Source organism: Modestobacter muralis (genome assembly GCF_010682105.1).
Classification (GTDB): Bacteria; Actinomycetota; Actinomycetes; order Mycobacteriales; family Geodermatophilaceae; genus Modestobacter; species Modestobacter muralis.
Genome location: NZ_JAAGWH010000013.1, coordinates 413,945 through 433,784 on the forward strand (window position 1 = coordinate 413,945; position 19,840 = coordinate 433,784).

A 19,840-nucleotide genomic window follows, 5' to 3' on the forward strand; every position below is an offset into this window, starting at 1 on the left:
TCGCTGCCGCGGATCGTCGGTGGCCCCGCCTACGGTCGCAGCGACCGGCCGCTCGACCCCAGGAGACCCCGTGCCCGGACGCCGACGGCGCTCCACCAGCTCCTCCCGCACCACCACCGCCCGCGCGGCGACCCCGGCGAAGAACGCAGCGGCCGCGAAGAAGGCCACGCCAGCGAAGAAGGCCGCCCCCGCCAAGAAGGCGACGCCCACGAAGAAGGCCACTGCCCGGGCCGCGCCGACGAAGCGGGCTGCAGCGGCGAAGGCCGCGCCCCGCACGGCCGCCCCCCGGAGGACCGCGGCCGCCGCCGGGCTGCCGACCGCGCCGGCCGGGCAGCGGGTCTGGGCGCTGGCCGTGCCGTTCCGCGCCCCCGCGCCCGGTGCCACGTGGCACGCCGGGCTGTCGACACACGTGTACGTCGGGGCGTCCCTGCCCGCCGCGCTGGCGCCCTACGACCCGGCGCCGTACAGCTTCGAGCGGTTCGTCGAGGACGAGCTGAACGCCGACCCGCGACCGGTGCCGCCGGGCCGGCCGATGACCCCGCGAGCCGAGCAGACCACCGGGGCCGCCGTCATCGCCGCGCACGCCGCCGCCGGCGGGCGGATGTTCCTGCTCGGCGACGACCCGGGCGTGGGCAAGACCGGCACCGCCGTCCTGGCCGTGCAGCAGATCGCCGCCCAGCGCGCCGAGACGCCCCGCCCGGTGCGCACGGTGCTGGTGGTCGCCGACCGGCCCGCGGCGATCACCGTGCCGCACTGGGCGCGGTCGATCGCCGCCTTCGGCGATGCCGGGCTGCGGTGGTGCGTGACGACGTGGGACCGGCTGGGCAAGGTCAACGGCGCGCTGAAGGCGACCGGGAGCCGGTTCGACGTCGTCATCGCCGACGAGGCGCACATGGTGCGGCACACCACGACCCAGCGGTGGAAGCACTGGAAGGCCGTCTCCGGCGCCGGCCGGGTCAAGGACGCCCCCTACGTCCTGCTGGCGACCGCGACCCCGGCGCACTCGCCGCTGGAGCTGCCCTACCTGGCGCCGCACTTCGCCGCCGTCCACGGCGAGCCGCTCAAGGAGTGGTCCGACCTCCCGGCCCGGCTGGCCGCGCACGGGTTCCACGTGGAACGTGCCCGCTACGGGTGGAGCTGGACCGAGGACGCCGACGAGCGCTGGGCCGACCTCACGCAGCTGCGCAGCTGGCTGACCGACACCGACCCGCCGGCCACGCTGTACCGCCCTGCCCCCTGGGGGCCGGTGTCGGTGACCGGCACGCCGGTCGAGCTGACCCCGGCCGAGCGCGCGCAGTACGAGGCGGAGTGGTCGGAGTTCCGGGCCGAGATGCAGCTGGCACGCCGGGCCCGGCAGAGCGCCCGCGGCCGGGCAGCGCTGCTGCGCTTCCGGCAGAAGGCCGGGCTCATCCGGGCCGCGGCCACCGTCGACTGGGTGAAGGCACAGGTCGAGGCCGACCGGCAGGTCGCCGTCTCGGTGGAGTTCGTCGAGACCGCCGCCGACCCGATCCGGGAGGCGCTGCTGGACGGCGGCATCGAGGTGGCCGGCATCTACGGCCGGGACCGCTTCGACGTCGAGGCCGAGCGGCTGCGCTTCCAGACCGGTGCGGCGCCGGTGTGCGTGTTCACCGTGACCGCCTCGATCAGCCTGCACGCCCGCGAGCAGCTGCCCGGCGGGCTCACCGCGTCGACCACGCCGCGGGTGGGACTGTTCCACCAGCCGCGGTTCTCCGGGATCGCCGCCCGTCAGGTCACCGGCCGCACCCACCGCGACCACCAGGTCTCCCCGTGGCGGGTGGCGTTTGCCGCCGACACCGTCGAGGAGGACGTCGCCCGGGTGATGGTCGAGCGGCTGGCGGTCACCGGCTCGACCGCCGGCGGCGACACCGCGGGGCTGCAGCAGATCGCCGAGCTGCTGGAGGCCGACTGGCTCCCCGCCGCCTCCCTCACCGGCTCCGACTAGACGAGGACCCCGTCCCACTCACCACTCGCCAGCTCGCGGCGAACCTCCGGACGGGGCCGGGAACGATCGGAACTCAGGCTCGCTGCAGGCGCATGGGGAGGTGCTGGATGCCGTCCTCGTCGTAGTCCGGGCCGGAGCGGCGGAAGCCGAAGCGGGTGTACCAGCTCTCCAGGTACGCCTGGGCGCCGATGTCGATCGTGCGGCCCTCGCTGAGCTCGATGCCGCGCTCGACCAGCCGGGCGGACAGCCCGCGCCCGCGCGCGGACACCGCGGTGGCGACCCGGCCGATGGCCCGGTCCTCGCCGTTGTGCAGCAGTCGGATGGTCGACAACACGGTGCCGTCGTCGTCGGCGAACCACAGGTGCTGCGTGGTCGGCTCGGTGTCGCGGCCGTCGAGCTCGGGGTAGGGGCAGGCCTGCTCGACCACGAACACGTCGACCCGCAGCCGGAGGATGCCGTACAGCTCGGCCGGGGTCAGCTCGGAGAAGTGGGCGGTGCGCAGCACGGGCTGGTCGGTCACCGGGACATGCTCCCCCGAGCGGGGCAGGTGGTCGGCGCGGGCCCGGGGTCAGCTGCCGGTGCGGGACCGGTGCGCGACCTGGTCAGCGGGCAGCACCCGGGTGTCGGCGACGCTGACGTGCCCGCGATCGGCCAGGTCACCTGAAGGCGGCGTACTGCCTGGCCACCTCGCCGGCGGGGAGTGCGGTCACGAAGACGCCCATGTGGGCGATCGACCCGGCGAAGAAGTTGCTCGTGGGGGCGTTCGGCCAGCCGGCCAGGTTGTCGTACCCGGCCCGGAAGAGGCCGGACACCGGCTCGGCGGTGGTCATCGCGCTGTTGACGGCGACCTGGACGCCGTCCACGTAGAGGGTCGCACCGGTCGAGCCGGAGAAGGTGGCGGTCACCATGTGCCAGGCACCGTCGTTGTAGGCCCTGGACGAGCTGATGGTCCGGGCGCTGCCGTCGTAGACGCCGAAGGTCACCCGCCCGTCGTTGGTCATGTAGACCAGCCGGTCCCTGCTGCTGGAGGTGTCGCCGTTGGTGCCGTTGCCGAAGCCGACGAGGTACCCGCCGCGGGCGGTGGTGGTCCGGAACCACAGCTGGGTGCTGAACGGCGAGGGGTTGCTGACCCGGATGGACGTGTAGACGAAGCCGGAGCTGCCGTCGAGGGTCACGGCGCGGTCCGCCCGGTCGCAGGGCGGTCCGGAGACCCGGTAGGTCACCCCGGTGCCGCTGTACGTGCCGTCCGCGGTGAACGTGCCGTCGTTGACCGCCGTCGGGCCGCGGGTCTCCTGCATCGCCAGGTACTGGGCGGCGACCGGCGCGGCCGGACCGGTGCAGGTGAAGTTCGGTGCCGCGGCGAAGGTGTTGGTGTGGTTGGCCGTGCTCCCGCTGAACGCGGCCGCCGTGGTCGGCACGAGGACGGCGACGGCCAGGGCTGCCGTGCTCCCCCGCACCGCCGTCCGCAGGCGCCGGCTGCGTCGGGGCCCGGACGGCGGTCCGACGAGGGCCGGCGGCTCCTCGCCGGGCTCGTCGTCGGGGGAGCGGTGCAGCAGGGCGAGCCCGAGCAGGGCGGTGAGCACGAGCGTGGCACCGGACAGCGGGAGCCAGCGGCCCTCCGACGCCCACAGGACGGGCAGGCCGAGGTCGGGGAGCCGCAGCGCGCCCACCCCGTGCACGGCCGAGGGGGCGACCAGCGAGCCGTCGGCCGTGGCGTTGGCGTCGCCCTTGAGCTGGAGGAGACCGGCGTCGGTCACGGCCGCCAGACGGTGCAGCCGCAGGCCGCCGGGGACGTCCGGGTCGTCGACGAGGAGGACCTGGCCCGGTTCCAGGGCGGCGGCCTCGACCGGGCGGACCAGCGTGACGTCGCCGGGCTGGACGCTCGGCGCCATGGAGCCGGACATGACCACGGTGGACTCCCAGCCCGCCACGGCCGGGACGACGGAGACCATGACGAGCAGGACCAGCGCGCCCAGCACGGTGCGGGCCAGGGCGCTGACGACGAGGGCCGCCCGGGAGCTGCGCAGCCCGGTGGGGGAGGCGGTCACGAGAACCTCGACTCCCACACGAAGGTGGCGCCGGCCGACCCGCCCTGGGCACTGGTGGGCGTGGCGGCGTCGAGGGTCACGGTGATCTCGTAGGTGCGGGTCTCACCGGCAGCGGGTGCCGTCCACGAGTTCCGCCCGTTCGACCAGCTGTCGGCGGGGAAGTCGGTCAGGTGCCCGGAGAAGACCTGCGCCTTGGACTGGAACCCGGTGCAGCCGGCGTAGCCGCCACCGGTGCCGATCCGGACGCCGACGGTGAGCCAGCCGGCCAGCGAGCGCTGGCTGCTCAGCCCGGTGGCGTACATCCGGACGTCGGAGGGCCGGGCGGTCGGGCCCACGGTCGAGTTGGTGGAGCGCACCGTGATGCACCGCGGCCCCGTGCTGTCGCCGGGCCGGAGACCGGTCACGGTGAAGAGCTTGCCCTCCGCGTCGTCGTCGGTGAGCGTGATGGTGGCCGTGCCCGCGGTGGCCCGCAGGGGAGCCGTGGAGTCGGTGAAGCCGGCCGAGGCCGACTGCCAGACCACGGTCACGGCCAGCAGCAGGGCGCCGGTGGCCGACGCCACCGCGACCAGCCGGGCCCGCGCGCGCCGGGACCGGGGGCGACGAGCGGTGGCGCTGCGCATCCTCGGTCTCCCGTCGTCGGTGGGGTCATGGGCTCCTGCGGTGGTCCGCAAGGGTGACGCTAGGAGCAACGGCTGGATCCGGGCAGACGTTGAGTGACTCGCTCACTCCGCAGGGTGACGACCCAGGAGCATGGTGCCGCCCCACCGGGTGGACCCGGGACGCAGGGCCACCCGGTGGGGCTCAGGGACGGAGCGGTCAGCGGTGCCCGTCGGCCGAGGCGCCGTTGCCGCTGACGCCGTCCAGCGGCACGTGGGTCACCGTCGCCGCGGGGTTCCCGTCGGTCGCGCCCACGCCCAGCCGGCGCAGCATCGCGGCGACGTCCAGGCCGGTCAGGTCGCCGGTGATCTGCATCCCCTGCGCCACGTTCGCCGCGACCGACCGGCCCAGCGCGCCGGCGCCGTCGGCGGAGATCACCGTCATCTTGTCCACCGCGGCCAGCGGGGCCGACGCCGCCGACACGATGTCGGGGAGCACCTTGACCAGCAGGTCCAGGATCGCGGCCTCGCCGTAGGTGGCGAACGCATCGGACCGGGCGTCCATCGACGCGGCCTCGGCCTTGCCGCGGGCCAGGATGGCGGCGGCCTCGGCAGCACCCTCCCGCTCCACGGCGTCGGCGATGGCCTCGCGGCGCAGCTTCTCGGCCTCACCGCGCTTGGCGCCCTCGATCGCCTCCGCCTCGGCCAGCGCGCTGCGGCGGGCCCGCTCACCCTCACCGGACAGCCGCGCCTGCTCTGCAGCGGCCTGGGCGGCGGCGATGGTGGCCTGGCGCTGGGCCTCGGCGGAGAGGATCGCGGAGTTCTTCCGACCCTCGGCCTCCTGCTCCACCCGGTAGCGCTCGGCGTCGGCCGGACGGCGCACCTTGGTGTCCAGCTGCGCCTGGGTGAGGGTGGCGGTGCGCTCGGCGACCTTCTCCTGCGCGGCCAGCACCTCCTGGTCCTGGGCGGCCTGGCTCAGCGGCCCGGCCGCGGCGGCCCGGGCCTTCGCGGCGTCGATCTCCGCGTCGATCTCGGCCTGCTTGAGCGCCAGCTGCCGCTGGGAGATCGCGATGGCCTCGTCGGCCAGCAGCTGCTCCTGCTGCGCGGCCTGCCGGGCGCGGGCCTCGGCGATGCTCGCCTCCTTCAGCACCCGGGCGGCCTCGGGCCGGCCCAGGTCGGCGAGGTAGGTGCCCTCGGCCTGGATGTCCTGCAGCTGGAAGGTGTCCAGCACCAGCCCCTGGCCGGTGAGCGAGGACTCGGCCTCCTCGGCGACGGCGGAGGCGAAGGCCGCCCGGTCGCGGATGATCTCCTCGATCGTCAGCCGACCGACGATGGAACGCAGCGCACCGGCGAGCACCTCAGAGGTGAACGTGTCGATGCCCTCCTGCTGGTTGAGGAAGCGCTGGGCGGCGGCCCGGATGGCGCCCTCGTTGCCGCCGACCTTGACGATCGCGACGCCCTCGAGGTCGCACTTGACGCCCTGCAGGCTCACCGCCCCGCGGATGGCGACCGGGATGCGCCGGCTGGACAGGTCGATCGAGTGGAGCTTCTGCACGACCGGGAGCACGAAGACGCTGGCGCCCATGACGACCTTCTGCCCGCTCATGTCGCGGCTGACCGCCCCGTCGGTGCTGGTGACCGAGCGGCCCTGCCGGCCGGTGACCAGGAACGCCTGGTTGGGGCCGGCGACCTTGATCCGGGAGAGCACCAGCAGGACGAGCAGCAGCACCAGCAGTGCGATGCCGCCGATGGCGATGAGCAGGGTCACGCGGTTCCTCCGGGATCTGGGAAGGGGGTCGTCTCCGGGGCGGTCGAGACGACGTGCACGGAGGTCTCCGTGGGGGTGTCGACGACGTAGACCGGCGTCCCCGCGGCGAGCGGGACGTCGCTGCGGGCGTGGTACTTGAGCTGCTGACCGGCGACCGCGAGCCGCACCTCACCGAACCCGCCGGCCGGGACCCGGCTGATGACGACGCCCTGGGCGCCGAGCAGCCGGGCGGGGGTGAGGGTCGGCTCGGTCGCCATGTCGCGCAGCGAGGCGGAGAGCCGGACGGCGCCGGCGGCCAGCGGCAGGGCGACCACGAGGCCGGCGACCAGGGCCAGCAGCACGGTGGCCACCCCCGGCAGCTCGGGCAGCAGCGCGGTCGCCGCGGCCCCGCCGAAGCCGATGCCGCCGAGGAACGCCGCGATCGCCGGGACGGAGAACGGGCCGTCGGCGTCACCGTGCCCGAGGTCGCCGAGCTCCCCGGCCAGCAGGGACACGACGAGCACGAGCAGACCCACCCCGCCGACGGCGAGGAAGGCCATGGCGACGGGGTCCACGCGGGCCTCCTCCTGGGTCTCTGGCGGCCAGAGTCACAGGTCAGCGCATCGTGATCAAGCAGTCTCACCCCTCCGGGGGCGAGAAACGGACGGTGCCGTCCGGGTCCTCAGCCGGCGGCGGCGAACTGGGCGGCCACCTCGGCCCGGGTCAGCCTGCCGGCGAAGACGCTCATGTGGGCGATGGAACCGGCGAACCAGTGGCTGGTGGGCTCGTCCGGCCAGCCCTGGAGGCTGTCGTAGCCGGCCCGGAAGTACCCGGTGTTGTTCTCCGCAGCCGTGACCGTGGCGTCGGACTGGACGAGCGCGCCGTCGACGAAGAGCCTGATGCCGGTGTCCGTGGAGAAGGTGGCGGTCACCAGGTGCCACTTCCCGTCGTTGTAGCTCGCCGGTGAGACCACCGTGCGTGGCGTGGTGTCGTAGACGCCGAACCGGATCCTGCCCGTGGTGGTCATGTAGACCATCCGGTCCTTGGCGCTGGAGGTGGCGCCGTTGGTCCCGTTGCCGAAGCCGATGAGGTACCCGCCACGCGTGGTCGTGGTCGAGAACCACAGCTGGGTGCTGAAGGCCTGACCCGGGGGGAGCGAGACGTTGACGCCGCTGTGGACGAAGCCCGAGCTGCCGTCCAGCCGGACCGCCCGCGTCGCGCCGGTGCAGGGTGGACCGGCCACCCCGTACGTCACCCCGCCGGCGTAGGTGCCGTTCCCGGCGTAGGAGCCGCGGTTGGTCGCCACCGTCCCGCTGCTCTCCTGCAGGTCCAGGTACTGCGCCGCACCGGCTGACCCCGAGGCGCAGGTGTAGTACAACGCGGAGCCGAAGGCGTCAGGACCGTTGGCCGTGCTGGCGGTGTAGGCCGCCGCCGCGGTGCCGTACGCCGCCACGGCGGCGCCCGGCAGCAGGACGGCGACGGCGAGGACCGCCGCCGACCGGCGCCGCCCCCGCCGGGGACCCCGGCCGGGCCGCTGGTCGGCCGGGGGCCGGTGCAGCACCGCCAGGCCCAGGAGGCCGGCCAGTGCCAGCGTGGCGGCACCGAGCGGCGCCCAGCGCTGCTGCGCCGCCCACACGACGGGCAGGCCCAGGCCGGGCAACCGCAGGGTGGCGACCCCGTGCACCGCCGCCGGGTCGACGAGCGCGCCGTCGGCGGTGGGGTTGGCGTCGCCCCGCAACCGGAGACCGCCGTCCTCCACCGTCACCAGGCGGTGCAGCAGGAGTCCGCCGGCGCCGTCCGGGTCGTCGACGAGCAGCACCTGGCCGGCCGCGAGGTCCGCGGTGTCCACCGGCCGGGCCACCGTGACGTCGCCGGGCTGCACCCGGGGCGCCATCGACCCGGACGTGACCACGGTGGCCTGCCAGCCCGCCACCGCGGGCACGAGGGCGACCAGGACGGCCAGCGCGAGCGCCGCCAGCACCGTGCGGGCCAGCGCGCTCACGACCTGGGCCGCCCCGGAGCCGCGCACGCCGGCGCGCGCCGGGTCGGGCGCGGGGGGAGCGGCAGTGGTCACGTGGTCGGTGCTCTCCGGACGGGGGTCGCGCCGAGGGGTCGGTGCGCTCAGGGGTGCCGGCCCGGGGGACGCGGTCGTCCCGGCGGTGCGGACGTCGCCGGCGCCGGGCGACGGGGGTCCTCCCGTCGTGCCGGCCGGCGGACGGGTCCTCCCGGCCGCCGGAGCATAGGACGGCGGGGATGCGGAACCGGGCAGTTGCGGCTGTGACGCAGCCGGTGTCGCCGGTCCCCGACCGCTGCAGCCCGTCGCGGCAGTGGTGTTAGCGTCGCCTGCTGACACGGGGTGTCCCGACCGGGACTGAGATCACACCCGTCGAACCTGCTCCAGCTCTCGCTGGCGAAGGGATGTCACGGCGTGGACGCCACCTCACTGCGCGCCGCCAACGCGGCGCTGCGCAGCACCTCCCCCCTGGTGCACTGCCTCACCAACACCGTCGTCCAGACGATCACCGCGAACGCGCTGCTGGCGGTGGGTGCGGCGCCGGCGATGGTCGACGAGCCGGCCGAGGCCGGCGAGTTCGCCGCAGTCGCCTCCGCGGTGCTGGTCAACGTGGGCACGGTGCACCAGCGCACCGCCGAGGCGATGCGGGTCGCCGCCCGGGCCGCCGGGCAGGCCGGCACGCCCTGGGTGCTCGACCCGGTCGCCGTCGGTGGGCTGACGTTCCGCACCGGGCTGGCCGTGGACCTCGTCGGCATGTCGCCCACCGTCGTGCGCGGCAACGCCTCGGAGGTGCTGGCGCTGGCCGGCGCGGGGAAGGGCGGCCGCGGCGTGGAGAGCGTCGACGGTCCCGAGGAGGCCCTCGAGGCCGCCGGCGAGCTGGCCCGGCGCACCGGTGCGGTCGTCGCGGTCAGCGGCCCGGTCGACGTGGTCACCGACGGGCACCGGGTGGTCCGGGTCGGCGGCGGGTCGGTGCTGCTGACCCGCACCACCGGCGCCGGCTGCGCGCTCGGCGGCCTGGTCGCCGCCTACGTCGCCGCCGCCGGGGACGCGCTCACCGGCACCGTCGCCGCGCACGCCCACGTGGCGCTGGCCGCCGAGGCCGCCGCCGCGACGGCGGCCGGCCCGGGCACCTTCGCCGCGCTGTGGCTGGACGCGCTGGACGCCGTGGACGGCGACGCGCTCACCCGCGCGCAGGTGAGCTGGTGACCCGCCGGTTGGACGCCACGCTCTACCTGGTCACCGACACCCTGCTCTGCGCGCCCCGGTCGGTGCCCGCGGTGGTGGCCGCGGCCGTCGCCGGTGGCGTCACCGCCGTCCAGGTGCGGGACAAGACCGCGAGCCGGCGCGACCTGCTGGCGTTGACCCGCGCCGTCCAGGCGGTGCTCGCGCCGACACCGCACGTCCCGCTGTTCGTCAACGACGCGGTGGACGTCGCGCTGGTCGCCGGCGCCGACGGCGTGCACGTCGGCCAGGACGACCTGCCCGCCGAGGAGGTGCGGGCGCTGCTCGGGCCCGACGCGCTGGTCGGGGTGTCCACCGGCAGCGACGCCGAGCTCGACGCCGTCCTGGCCCTCCCCGGCGGCACCGTGGACCTGGTCGGCATCGGCCCGGTGTGGTCCACGCCCACCAAGCCCGACGCGGGGGAGTCGCTGGAGCCCGCCGGGGTCCGCGCGCTGGCCGCACGCGCCCGGGCCGCGGGCCTGGTCGCGGTGGCGATCGGGGGCATCCACTCCTCCAACGCCTCGCTGGTGACCGGCGTCGACGGCATCTGCGTCGTCTCCGACGTCTGCGCCGCCGCCGACCCGGCGGAGGCGGCCCGGCTGCTGCGCGAGGAGATGGGGCGGTGACGGCGGCCGTGGCGCTGACCGTCGCCGGCAGCGACCCCAGCGGGGGCGCCGGCGTGCAGGCGGACCTGAAGACCTTCAGCGCACTGGGCACCTACGGCACCGCGGTGCTCACCGCGCTGACCGCGCAGAACACCCGCGGGGTCACCGGGGTGCACGGCGTCCCGGCGGACTTCGTGGCGCTGCAGCTGCAGACGCTGTTCGCCGACGTCACCGTGCACGCCACCAAGCTGGGCATGCTCGGCACCGCCGACGTCGTGCGGGAGGTGGCCCGGGTGCTGGCCGACCGTCCCGGCGGCCCGGTGGTCTGCGACCCGGTCATGGTCGCCACCAGCGGCGACCGGCTGATCTCGGCCGAGGCGGTGGACGCCGTGCGGGCCGACCTGCTGCCGGTCACCGACCTGCTCACCCCGAACGTGCCCGAGGCCGCCGCGCTGCTCGACGTCGCACCGGCCACCACGGTCGAGGAGCTGGCGCCCCAGGCCACGGCGCTGCTGGCGCTGGGCCCGGCGGCGGTGCTGCTCAAGGGCGGGCACCTGGGCGGGGAGCAGAGCGTCGACGTGCTGGTCACCGCGGGCGGGGTGCTGGAGACCCGGCGCCCCCGGGTGGCCACCACCTCCACCCACGGCACCGGCTGCACGCTGTCCTCCGCGCTGACCGCGCTGGCCGCGCAGGACCGCCTGGCCGGCCGCGAACCCGACTGGGCACCGCTGGTCGACCGGGCGCGCGACTACCTGCAGACGGCGCTGGAGGCCGGTGCCGCGCTCGGCGTGGGCTCCGGCCACGGCCCGGTGCACCACTTCGCCGGGTGGTGGGAGGCGTGAGCTTCACCGCCGACGCCTGGGCCGCCACGGCGGCGCTGCGCACCGCGATCGAGGAGTTGGCCTTCCTCACCGAGCTGGGCGAGGGCACGCTCGCCCCGGCGGCGTTCCGGCACTACCTGGAGCAGGACGCCCTCTACCTGGCCGGGTACGCGAAGGCGCTGGCCCTGCTGGCCGCCCGCGCAGACGACCCGGACGCGGCCGCCGTCTGGGCGGGCTCCGCGTCGGTCACCCGCACCGTCGAGACCGCGCTGCACGCCGACCTGCTCGGCTCCGAGCTGCTGGGCCCCGCGTCCGCCGAACTGCTGCACTCACCGACCTGCCTGGGCTACGTCTCCTACCTGGTGGCCACGGCCGCGACGGCGTCCTACGAGGTGGCCGCGGCGGCGGTGCTGCCCTGCTACTGGGTCTACGCCGACACCGGCGTCCGGCTGGCGGCGACCGCCCGCAGCACGCCCGGGCACCCCTACGCCCGCTGGGTCGCCACCTACGACGACCCGGCGTTCCAGGAGTCGACCCGCCGGGCGCGGCAGCTGGTGGACGAGGCCGCGGCGGCCACGCCGTCGGCGGTGCCGGCGATGCACCGGGCGTTCGCCCTGGCCACCCGCTACGAGCTGGAGTTCTGGCGCTCGGCACACGCGCAGGAGACCTGGGCGCACCCGCTGGGCTGACCCCGCCCGTCCGGCTCAGCCCTCGGAGATGACCTGGCGCAGCACCCGGGCGGCCAGCTCGTCGCCACCGGCCGCGGCGATGGAGAAGTGCTCGATCGCGCCGTCGACGTCACCGGCGCCCAGCAGCAGCACCCCGAGGTTGTGGTGGGAGTGGATGTCACCGCCCTCGATGCCGGCCCGGTAGGCGGCCTCGGCGGCGACGACGTCGTCCAGCTCCTCGCGGTAGATGTTGCCCAGCGGCAGCCAGCTGGCGACCTCACCGCGGACGGCGCCGCGCTCCAGGACGCTGCGGGCCTCCTCGACCCGCCCGGTGACGCGGAGCAGGTCGGCCAGGCCGGCGCGGGCGGAGTGCGAGTGGTCGGCGCCGGCGCGCAGCTGCGGCTCCAGCGCGGTGTCCCGGCTCTCGACCCAGCGCCAGCAGGCGAGGGTCCCGGCGGCGGTCAGGTTGCCGGCGTCGGCGGCCAGCTGGGCCCAGTGCCAGGACTCCAGGTGCCGGCCGGCCTCGCGCAGCAGGTGCGCCAGCTCGAGCGCGGCGGGGGCGTCGCCCCGCTCGGCGGCCTCGCGCAGCGACCGCTCGCGGAGGGTCTCGACGGTGTCGGGTCCGTCGGGGGTGGGGTCCTGCGCCGGCTCGGCAGGGTCGCCCGGGGACCGGGCGACGAGGTGGTCGTCGTCCGAGGGGAACTGGGGGTCCAGGGGCACGCTCGGAGTCTGTCGTGCCCGGGCGTCCGCGCGCCTCACCCCAGGGGGCTGGTCCACCCGTTCAGGGGGTCCAGTCCGGAGGGTCGGCCGGCTGCAGCGCCGGGTCGTCGGCGGGCAGCGTGCGCACCGGGCCGGGGGTGGTCAGCGGGCCCTCGAAGCGCACGGTCACCCGGTTGAGCCCGCTGCCCCACACCCAGCCCGCGCCGTGGTCGGGGTGGACGACGTCCTGCCCCGGGTACCAGGCGTGCACCGCGGCGCCCGGCCGCGGGTCGTCGGGCACCGGCTCGACGTCCGGCTCCTCGGCGGCGGGCTCCACGACCGGTGCGGCCTCGGTGGCGAACAGGTCGCCCTGGGCGTAGGGCGAGAGCCCGGAGACGCCGACGCCGAGCAGCCGCAGCCCGCCCGAGCGGTCGACGGCGGTCAGCAGCCGGTGCGCGACCTCGGCGATGTGCCGCGGGTCGTCGACGGCGTGCGCGAGGGTCTGCGAGCGGGTGAGGGTGCTGAAGTCGTAGCGGCGGACCTTGAGGGTCACCGTGCGCCCGGAGGTGCCCGAGCGCTGCAGCCGCACCCCGACCCGGGTGGCGAGCGCGTCGACCTCGGCGGCCAGCCGCGCGGGGTCGGTGACGTCGCGGGCGAAGGTCTCCTCCGCGCTGACCGACTTGGCCTCCCGGTCGGCGACCACCGGCCGGTCGTCGTCGGCACGGGCCAGCCGGTACAGCCCGGCGCCGTTGGCCTGGCCGACCAGGCTCGTCAGGTCCACGAGCGAGAGCCGGTGCAGGTCGCCGACGGTCTTCACCTTGATCTGCGCCAGCCGCTCGGCGGTGACCGGGCCGACGCCGCCCAGCGCCCGCACCGGCAGCGGGTGCAGCACCTCGAGCTCCGAGCCGGCCGGGACGACGGTGAGCCCGTCGGGCTTGTCCAGCTCCGAGCCGATCTTGGCCAGCGACTTGGACGTGCCGATGCCCACCGACCCGGTGACCCCGCCGGTGGCCGCGGCGAGGCGCGCCTTGAGGTCGGTCGCCATCGCGGTGAGCCCGGCGATGCCCAGGTCGTGCCCGCCGGCGGCCAGGTCGACGTAGGCCTCGTCGATGGAGACCGGCTCGACCAGCGGGGACAGGTCGCGCAGCAGCGCCATCACCACCTCCGAGGTGCGCCGGTAGGCGGCGAACCGGCCGCCGAGGAACGCCGTCCCGGGTGGGCAGAGCCGCCGCGCCTCGGCGGTGGGCATGGCGCTGCGGGCGCCGAACGCCCGCGCCTCGTAGGAGGCGGTGGCCACCACACCGCGCCCACCGGTGCCGCCGACGACCACCGGCCGGCCGCGCAGGGAGGGCTTGTCGCGCTGCTCGACCGCGGCGAAGAAGGCGTCGAGGTCCAGGTGCAGGATGCTCGGCTCACGCCGCACGCCCGTCCCCCCTCCACCGCCGCTCCGACCGACCCTCGATGATGCCCCCATGGTCGAGCCGAGCGCATGGACGCAGATCACCCAGTCCGACCCCGAGCACTCGCACCGCTACGTCGAGCGGTTCCGCGCGATGGCCGCCCGCGGCGCCGACCTCGCCGGGGAGGCGCGGCTGGTCGACGCGCTGCTGCCGCGCGGCGCCCGGGTGCTCGACGCCGGCTGCGGCCCGGGCCGGGTGGGCGCGGTGCTGCACGCCGCCGGGCACACGGTGGTCGGCGTGGACGGCGACCCGGTGCTCATCGCCGCCGCCGAGGCCGACCACCCCGGTCCGCGGTGGGTGGTCGGCGACCTCGCCGAGCTCGACCTGGGCGAGCAGTTCGACGGCATCGTCTGCGCCGGCAACGTGATGGCGTTCCTGGCGCCCAGCACCCGGCGCGAGGTGCTGCGGCGGCTGCGGGCGCACCTGGCCGACGGCGGCAGGGCGGCATTCGGCTTCGGCGCGGGCCGCGGCTACGAGTTCGACGAGTTCCTCACCGACGCCCGCGCCACCGGCTGGGAGGCGGACCTGCTGCTGTCCACCTGGGACCTGCGGCCCTCCACCCCGGACGCCGACTTCCTGGTCGCCGTCCTGCGCTGAGGAGCAGGCTCGGGGCATGACCCACCTGCCCGACCCGGCCACGTTCTCCCGCCAGGAGGACCAGCGCTCCGCCGGCCGCACCCGGTTCCTCGCCACCGGCGACCAGACCCGCGGCGACTTCGGCCTGTTCGAGGTGACCATGGCGCCGGGCGGCAGCGGCCCCGGGCCGCACCTGCACCGCACGTTCAGCGAGTCCTTCCACGTGCTGGAGGGGTCGCTGGCGGTGCTCGCGAACGGCGGGTGGACGACGGCGCACGCCGGGGACCTGGTGTACGTGCCCCGCTCCGCCGTGCACGGCTTCCGCTCGGCCGGGCCGGACGTCGGCGCCCGCTTCCTGGTCCTGTTCACCCCCGGCATCCCACGGGAGGCGTACTTCACCGGTCTGGTCGAGCTGCACGCCGGCGGCCGGACGCCGTCCACGGAGGAGATCGACGCCTTCGCGCTGGAGCACGACCAGCTCAACCTCCGCGACTGACCGCCGTCCCGGGGCTCATCCCAGGGAGAGGCGGGTGGCGGACCGGCGGAGGGTGACCGTCTGGCCGTAGGAGAGGTGCGGGCCGGAGTCCACCGTCGCCACCCGGGACGGCGGCCGATCCGCGCAGCTGTACCGCCGCGGCCCGGCGGCGGCGCTGCACCCGCCGCTGCGGCGCACCGAGGGCTGAGCGCAGCGCCGGCCGGACCCGGGCCGTCAGCCGTGCAGAAAGGGGGTGTGCGGTGGGTGTCACCAGCGCTACGGTCCGGCGTCGTCCGGTACGGGCGCGCACGGCGCCGACGACGAACGGGAGACCTCCGATGACCAGCTCCGCTCCTGGAGGACCCCACCTGCTGCGGCGCGCGCGGGCCGCCGCCACGCTCGTCCTCGGCCTGCTGGCCGTGCTGTTGCTCTCCACGGCACCGGCCCAGGCCGCGCCGCCCGGTGCGCCGACTGCCTCGCTCGTCACGCCCACGATCGCGGACCTCAGCCCGATCCGGCTCGCGTACCACCGATCCGGCGCCTCCTCCGGGCCACTCGGCGCGCAGGTGAGCGGTGAGATCTGCGGGCTGGTCCGCTCGGGGTGCTACCAGCACTACACCGGCGGCTCCATCTACTGGTCGCCCACCACCGGCGCGGTCATCGTCCTGAACCAGGTGCGCGACCGCTGGGCCGCCCAGGGCTGGGAGCGGGGCGCGCTGGGCTACCCGATCTCGGGCACCTTCTGCGGGCTGCGCGACGGCGGTTGTGGCGAGCACTTCGAGGGCGGGTCCGTCTACTGGTCGCCGGCCACGGGTGCCCGCCAGGTCGCCGGCGTCGTCCGTGACCGGTGGTCGGCCACCGGCTGGGAGTCCGGGCAGCTGGGCTACCCGACCAGCGAGCTGTTCTGCGGCCTGCGCGACGGCGGGTGCGGCCAGCACTTCCAGGGCGGGTCGATCTACTGGACGCCGGCCGGCGGGCCCGTCGTCGTCACCACCGCCGTCCGCGACCGCTGGGCCGCGCAGGGCTGGGAGAACGGCCCACTCGGCTACCCGACCCGCGACACCTTCTGCGGGCTGCGCGGCAACGGCTGCGGCCAGCACTTCCAGGGCGGGTCGGTCTACCGGTCGGCCTCCACCCCGACCGTCGTCGTCCCGGTCGTGTTCCGGGACGCCTGGGCCGCTCAGGGCTGGGAGAACGGCCCGCTGGGCTACCCGACCGGGGAGACCTTCGACTACCGCGGCATGCTCGCCCAGTCCTTCCAGGGCGGCACGCTGGTGCGGCTGGCCGACGGCCGGGTGGTGCGCGGCTGAGCGGGGGAGTGACCCCGGCGCCGCGGCGCCGGGGTCACTCGCAGGCGACGCCGTCCCCGTCGCCGTCCATGCTGTCGGACCAGCCCGGGTCGCCCCGGTGCAGCGGCGCCGCGCCTGCGGCCCGGACTGCGGCACAGTTCACGTAGGGCTCGGTCCGTGGGGCGCTGGACGGGGCCGCGGGGGTGCCGGCCGCGGGTGCGGTGTCCGGGCCGGGGACCGGCTGGTCGGGGCAGGTCTCCAGCACCCGGGTGATCGCGTCGTGCTCGGCCTGGGTCACCCACAGCCCGTAGGTGGCCTTCACCGCGACCTGCCGGGCGACGTAGGTGCAGCGGTACCCGGTGACGTCGGGCAGCCAGGTGGCGGCGTCGGCGGCGCCCTTCTGGCGGTTGGCGGAGTAGTCGACGGCCAGCAGGTTGAGCGGGTCGTTGGCGAACGACGTGCGGCGGGCCTCGTCCCAGGCGAAGGCGCCGGTCTGCCAGCCGTTGCTCAGCGCGACCACGTGGTCGATGTCGACGCTGCTGCCGTCGCCCTTCTCGAACCGGATCGTCTGCCCGGTGTAGGGGTCGGCGAGGGTGCCGGTGACCACGACGCAGTCGCTGCCGGCCTTGAACGCCTCGTCGACGAGGTCGCGGGCCAGGACGTCGTTGCGGGTGTCGCAGCCGTTGCGGTCGACGTCGGCCCACTGCTGACCGAACTGGTCACGGTCGTAGCCGGTCTCGGGGGCGCGCCCCTTGACCGCGAGCCGGGCCAGGACGTCGGTCGCGCGCTCACCCGCGGTGGGTGCGCCGGGCTGCGCCTGCCGGGCGGCCTCGGAGACGGCGTCCGGGGTCGTGACGGGGGCGATGGTCTGGCAGCCGGCGGTGCCCAACGCCGTGGCGGCCAGCAGGACGGCGATGCGGTGTTTCACGTGGATCCCCCGGGAGTCGATCAGCTCCCGACGCTACGAGCGGACCAGGCCGATCTTCCGCAGCGACGCGCGGTCACGCCCGTGAGGACGCCGACAGGGGCCGGGCGAGGAGATCGCCCGACCCCTGTCGGCTCACTGCGCTGCGGTGGGACTCAGCCCTTGCCGCCCTTGCCGCCACCCTTGCCGTGGCCGCCGTCGGACGTGTCCTGCCCGTCCTCGACCTCGGGGGCCTCGGGCTCCTCGACCTCGACCTCGTCCTCGTCATCCGCGTCCTCGTGCGCACGGGCGGCAGCCGAGACGGCCTTGCCGTGGTCGCGGCCGGTCAGGGTCTTGTCGTGGGCGACCGCGGAGACGGCGGCCCCGTGGTTGTCCGGGTGCCCCTCGTCGGCGTCGTCCTCGGGGGCCTCCGGCGTCTCGGCCTCGGGGACCTCGGGGGTCTCCGGGTCGGTGACCTCGGGCTCCGTCGGCTCCGGCTCGGTGACGACCGGGTCGGTCGGCTCGGGCTCCGTGACGACCGGGTCGGTCGGCTCCGGCTCGGTCACGACCGGGTCGGTGGGTGCAGGCTCCGTGACCACGGGCTCGGTCTCCTCCGGCTCGGTGACGACCGGGTCGGTCACCGGGGCGTCCGTGGGGTCCGCGGCGACCTCGGCGACCTCGGTGCTGGCGACGGGCGTCGACTCGACGGCCTGGGCCGTGGCCGCAGCGCCACCACCGACGACGACGAGAGCGGTGGCGCCGGCGGCGATCTTGGCGGCGAGTCCGGCGGAGCCGACCTTGCCCAGCAGACCGGTGAGAAGTGCGTGCACGGAGGAACTCCCTGGATCGGTGGACGGGGGGCGTCCTGATCTGTATCGACACCACCCGGTCTCGCCTGAAGGCGATTCACCCGTTCGTGCTCGCCGGCCCGCTGCGGCGCTGGTCTCAGCGGTCAGCGGACGGTGATGGTGCCGCCCGCGAAGGGCTGCGCGATGCCGCCGGCAACCGAGTAGGCCGGCCCGGACGGATAGCCGTACCGGCCGTTCTCCCATCCACGGGCGGCCCAGACGTCCCGGATGGCGGTCGGGACGGCGACGGACTCCAGCGGCCCGGGGACCGAGTAGACCGAGCCGCCCTGGAAGTGCTGGCCGCACCCCAGGTTGCTGAGACCGCAGAAGAAGTCGCTCGTCGGGTAGCCGAGCGCACCGCTCTCCCAGCCCTGCGCGGCCCATGCCGAGCGGAGGTCAGAGACCCCGTTCCTGATGGTCGGGACGGCGAAGGTGCCCGTCGGCGAGCTGTAGATCGAGCCGTACTGGAAGTGCTGACCGCAGCCGCCGCCCCGCAGACCGCAGAAGGCCGTCGAGATCGGCGAGCCCAGGTGGCCGCGTTCCCAGCCCAGAGCGGCCCACTTGTCCCTGATCGCACCGGTGACCGCGAACGTGCCCTTGTACGACGTGTAGACCGAGCCGCCCTGGAAGTGCTGTCCGAGACCCTGGTCCACCGTCTGGAAGGGCCTCGACACCGGGTAGCCGAGTGCGCCGGTCTCCCAGCCCTGGGCCGCCCACGCCGCCTCGGCTGCCTTGACGGCGAACGTGCCAGCCGGTGAGGAGTAGATGGACCCGTTGTGGAACTCCTGCCCGCAGCCACCGTTCCGGAGACCACAGAAGGCGTCGGACGTGGGGTACCCCATGCCCCGCTCCCAGCCTTCGGCGGCCCAGACGTCACGGAGGGGCACCGGGACGAGGACGACGCCGTCGTACCAGGTGTCGTAGATCGAGCCGCCCTGGAAGTGCTGCCCGACGCTGGCCAGGGCGTTGAACTGCTCGGACGCCGGGTAGCCGAGCTGACCGTTCTCCCAGCCCTGCGCCGCCCAGCGCTCCTCGACAGCTCCCGTGACGATGAACGTGCCCGACGGACCGCGGTAGATCGAGCCGCCCTCGAAGTGCTGGCCGCACCCGCCGCTCTTCAGTCCGCAGAACTGGGCACTGGTCGGGTAGCCGAGGTCGCCGCGCTCCCAGCCCTGCGCGCCCCACCGGTCCTTGATCGAGCCGCTGACGGCGAAGGTGCCGGCGGGGGAGTCGTAGACGGTGCCGCGCTGGAAGTGCTGAAGACAGGCGTCCCAGTCCAGTCCGCACTCGACATCGGACGTGGGGTAGCCCAGCGGGCCGGTCTCCCAGCCCTGCGCCGACCACACGTCCCGCACCACGTCGTACACCGCGACCGCGCCGCTCGCCGGTGACCAGTAGACCGAGCCACCGGTGAAGTGCTGGCCGCAGCCGCCGCCGGCCAGGCCGCAGAAGGTGTCCCGGGTGGGGTAGCCGAGGTCGCCCTCGACCGCGCCCCACTCCACCCACTCGGTGAGGACCTCGTCATTGGTGAGCGCGTGTGCGCCGGTCGCCGACGACCAGACGATCGCGCCGTTCGCGAAGTCCTGGACGCAACCGCCGCCGGTCAGCGAGCAGTCCTCAGCAGCCAGAGCCGGGCCCAGCACCCCGGCCGCACCGCCCAGGGCCGCGTACTTCGCAGCGACCGGGGTCGGGTCGGCCGCCGAAGCGACTCCCGGCACGGCCAGCAGACCGAACGATGCGATCACCGCCGAGGCGAACGCCCACCGACGACGAGACCCCGCGGACACCGACACGTGCACTCTCCTGCCCTCGCGCGACGACCGGCGCCCGGGCGGGCGAGGTGTGCCGCGGCAAGGTAGCGGGAGGACCGCCGTCGAGGGAACCTGCTGGTGAGAGCGGCGTGTCG

Annotated in this window: 19 protein-coding genes and 1 riboswitch; of the genes, 8 read left to right on the forward strand and 11 right to left on the reverse strand. The window is 75.4% G+C overall.

Features of this window, described 5'->3' with window-relative positions; translation table 11 throughout:
* Positions 1–70: 70 nt before the first annotated feature.
* The gene (locus GCU67_RS06115) at positions 71–1,963 is read left to right on the forward strand and encodes a DEAD/DEAH box helicase (protein WP_338104809.1); all 1,893 of its coding nucleotides are present in this window, start codon (positions 71–73) and stop codon (positions 1,961–1,963) included.
* Positions 1,964–2,036: 73 nt separating this feature from the next.
* On the opposite strand, the gene GCU67_RS06120 is transcribed toward GCU67_RS06115, so the two are convergent.
* The 6 genes from GCU67_RS06120 to GCU67_RS06145 all read right to left on the reverse strand — a co-directional run bounded on the left by GCU67_RS06120 (position 2,037) and on the right by GCU67_RS06145 (position 8,428).
* Positions 2,037–2,483 (reverse strand): GNAT family N-acetyltransferase, encoded by a 447-nt coding sequence (locus tag GCU67_RS06120; RefSeq protein WP_338104810.1) that lies wholly within the window; start codon positions 2,481–2,483, stop codon positions 2,037–2,039.
* Positions 2,484–2,619: 136 nt separating this feature from the next.
* Positions 2,620–4,011 carry a LamG-like jellyroll fold domain-containing protein gene (locus tag GCU67_RS22715; RefSeq protein ID WP_163610159.1) on the reverse strand — a complete coding sequence of 464 codons (1,392 nt, stop codon included), beginning with the start codon at positions 4,009–4,011 and terminating at the stop codon, positions 2,620–2,622.
* On the reverse strand, positions 4,008–4,631 hold the full coding sequence (locus GCU67_RS06130; protein ID WP_163610160.1) for a hypothetical protein: 624 nt from the start codon (positions 4,629–4,631) through the stop codon (positions 4,008–4,010). Before GCU67_RS06130 ends, GCU67_RS22715 begins: the two co-directional genes overlap by 4 nt.
* Positions 4,632–4,827: 196 nt before the next feature.
* Positions 4,828–6,375: an SPFH domain-containing protein gene (locus GCU67_RS06135; protein ID WP_163610161.1), complete on the reverse strand. Its 1,548-nt coding sequence runs from the start codon at positions 6,373–6,375 to the stop codon at positions 4,828–4,830.
* The gene (locus GCU67_RS06140; protein ID WP_163610162.1) at positions 6,372–6,929 is read right to left on the reverse strand and encodes a hypothetical protein; all 558 of its coding nucleotides are present in this window, start codon (positions 6,927–6,929) and stop codon (positions 6,372–6,374) included. Before GCU67_RS06140 ends, GCU67_RS06135 begins: the two co-directional genes overlap by 4 nt.
* Before the next feature lie 107 nt (positions 6,930–7,036).
* Complete coding sequence (locus tag GCU67_RS06145) at positions 7,037–8,428, reverse strand: LamG-like jellyroll fold domain-containing protein (RefSeq protein WP_163610163.1); 1,392 nt, start codon at positions 8,426–8,428, stop codon at positions 7,037–7,039.
* 268 nt (positions 8,429–8,696) lie between these two features.
* A riboswitch (TPP riboswitch) is annotated at positions 8,697–8,790 on the forward strand.
* On the opposite strand from GCU67_RS06145, the gene thiM reads away from it, so the two are divergent.
* The 4 genes from thiM to GCU67_RS06165 all read left to right on the forward strand — a co-directional run bounded on the left by thiM (position 8,783) and on the right by GCU67_RS06165 (position 11,704).
* Positions 8,783–9,574: a hydroxyethylthiazole kinase gene (thiM, locus tag GCU67_RS06150; RefSeq protein ID WP_163610164.1), complete on the forward strand. Its 792-nt coding sequence runs from the start codon at positions 8,783–8,785 to the stop codon at positions 9,572–9,574. It overlaps the preceding riboswitch by 8 nt.
* Positions 9,571–10,215: a thiamine phosphate synthase gene (thiE, locus tag GCU67_RS06155; RefSeq protein ID WP_163610165.1), complete on the forward strand. Its 645-nt coding sequence runs from the start codon at positions 9,571–9,573 to the stop codon at positions 10,213–10,215. The genes thiM and thiE overlap by 4 nt, the downstream gene beginning before the upstream one ends.
* A complete protein-coding gene (gene thiD, locus GCU67_RS06160) occupies positions 10,212–11,036 on the forward strand; it encodes a bifunctional hydroxymethylpyrimidine kinase/phosphomethylpyrimidine kinase (protein ID WP_163610166.1) in 825 nt (274 codons plus the stop codon). The genes thiE and thiD overlap by 4 nt, the downstream gene beginning before the upstream one ends.
* Positions 11,033–11,704 carry a thiaminase II/PqqC family protein gene (locus GCU67_RS06165; RefSeq protein WP_163610167.1) on the forward strand — a complete coding sequence of 224 codons (672 nt, stop codon included), beginning with the start codon at positions 11,033–11,035 and terminating at the stop codon, positions 11,702–11,704. Before thiD ends, GCU67_RS06165 begins: the two co-directional genes overlap by 4 nt.
* 15 nt (positions 11,705–11,719) lie before the next feature.
* On the opposite strand, the gene GCU67_RS06170 is transcribed toward GCU67_RS06165, so the two are convergent.
* Together GCU67_RS06170 and GCU67_RS06175 are read right to left on the reverse strand one after the other, a co-directional pair.
* On the reverse strand, positions 11,720–12,403 hold the full coding sequence (locus GCU67_RS06170) for a sel1 repeat family protein (protein WP_163610168.1): 684 nt from the start codon (positions 12,401–12,403) through the stop codon (positions 11,720–11,722).
* 61 nt (positions 12,404–12,464) lie between these two features.
* The gene (locus tag GCU67_RS06175) at positions 12,465–13,805 is read right to left on the reverse strand and encodes a DNA polymerase IV (RefSeq protein ID WP_170311009.1); all 1,341 of its coding nucleotides are present in this window, start codon (positions 13,803–13,805) and stop codon (positions 12,465–12,467) included.
* Positions 13,806–13,854: 49 nt separating this feature from the next.
* Between GCU67_RS06175 and GCU67_RS06180 the strand changes: the two genes are divergently transcribed.
* The 3 genes from GCU67_RS06180 to GCU67_RS06190 all read left to right on the forward strand — a co-directional run bounded on the left by GCU67_RS06180 (position 13,855) and on the right by GCU67_RS06190 (position 16,203).
* Entirely contained in the window at positions 13,855–14,439 is a 585-nt protein-coding gene (locus GCU67_RS06180) for a class I SAM-dependent methyltransferase (RefSeq protein WP_163610170.1), read from the forward strand.
* Between the two features lie 16 nt (positions 14,440–14,455).
* Positions 14,456–14,914 carry a cupin domain-containing protein gene (locus GCU67_RS06185; RefSeq protein ID WP_163610171.1) on the forward strand — a complete coding sequence of 153 codons (459 nt, stop codon included), beginning with the start codon at positions 14,456–14,458 and terminating at the stop codon, positions 14,912–14,914.
* 317 nt (positions 14,915–15,231) lie between these two features.
* Positions 15,232–16,203 (forward strand): LGFP repeat-containing protein, encoded by a 972-nt coding sequence (locus tag GCU67_RS06190; protein ID WP_163610172.1) that lies wholly within the window; start codon positions 15,232–15,234, stop codon positions 16,201–16,203.
* A gap of 34 nt (positions 16,204–16,237) precedes the next feature.
* On the opposite strand, the gene GCU67_RS06195 is transcribed toward GCU67_RS06190, so the two are convergent.
* From GCU67_RS06195 to GCU67_RS06205, 3 genes are all read right to left on the reverse strand, one after another.
* Complete coding sequence (locus GCU67_RS06195) at positions 16,238–17,110, reverse strand: GmrSD restriction endonuclease domain-containing protein (RefSeq protein ID WP_338104811.1); 873 nt, start codon at positions 17,108–17,110, stop codon at positions 16,238–16,240.
* A 152-nt stretch (positions 17,111–17,262) separates the two neighbouring features.
* A complete protein-coding gene (locus GCU67_RS06200) occupies positions 17,263–17,916 on the reverse strand; it encodes a hypothetical protein (protein WP_163610173.1) in 654 nt (217 codons plus the stop codon).
* A gap of 122 nt (positions 17,917–18,038) precedes the next feature.
* Positions 18,039–19,727, reverse strand: a complete 1,689-nt coding sequence (locus GCU67_RS06205; protein ID WP_163610174.1) for a hypothetical protein — start codon at positions 19,725–19,727, stop codon at positions 18,039–18,041.
* Between the last annotated feature and the right edge of the window lie 113 nt (positions 19,728–19,840).

Bases quoted from the DNA above. Each gene is read 5' to 3' on its own strand.
- GCU67_RS06180 (WP_163610170.1), top strand. From the start codon at position 13,855: ATGGTCGAGCCGAGCGCATGGACGCAGATCACCCAGTCCGACCCCGAG.
- GCU67_RS06185 (WP_163610171.1), top strand. From the start codon at position 14,456: ATGACCCACCTGCCCGACCCGGCCACGTTCTCCCGCCAGGAGGACCAG.
- GCU67_RS06130 (WP_163610160.1), bottom strand. From the start codon at position 4,631: ATGCGCAGCGCCACCGCTCGTCGCCCCCGGTCCCGGCGCGCGCGGGCC.
- GCU67_RS06190 (WP_163610172.1), top strand. From the start codon at position 15,232: ATGACCAGCTCCGCTCCTGGAGGACCCCACCTGCTGCGGCGCGCGCGG.